1 protein-coding gene is annotated in these 239 nt (G+C 61.9%); it reads right to left on the bottom strand.

Annotation, left to right across the window (positions count from 1 at the left end; translation table 11 throughout):
- On the bottom strand, positions 1 to 239 hold a 239-nt coding region (locus SB772_RS45245; RefSeq protein WP_410839181.1), incomplete at both ends, for an ABC transporter permease subunit.

The following is a 239-nucleotide window of genomic DNA, read 5'->3' as shown; positions in this document are numbered from 1 at the left end:
CAGTTCGCCGATGTGCATCCCCACGGCGGTGATCATCGGCAGCGAGGCATTGCGCAGGATGTGGCGACGTTCGGTCTGTTTGTCGTTCAGGCCGCGCAGACGCGCACAGGTGACGTGACGCTGACCGGCGACGTCCAGCATACTGGCGCGCAGTAAACGCGCGTTAATCGCCAGCGACATAAAGGCAATGGAAACCGCAGGCAAAATGATGTGCTGCCAGCCGCCGTAACCCATCGCGG

The organism is Paraburkholderia sp. SIMBA_030 (assembly GCF_046535245.1).
Lineage (GTDB): Bacteria > Pseudomonadota > Gammaproteobacteria > Burkholderiales > Burkholderiaceae > Paraburkholderia.
This window is presented reverse-complemented; position numbering and strand designations above follow the sequence as displayed.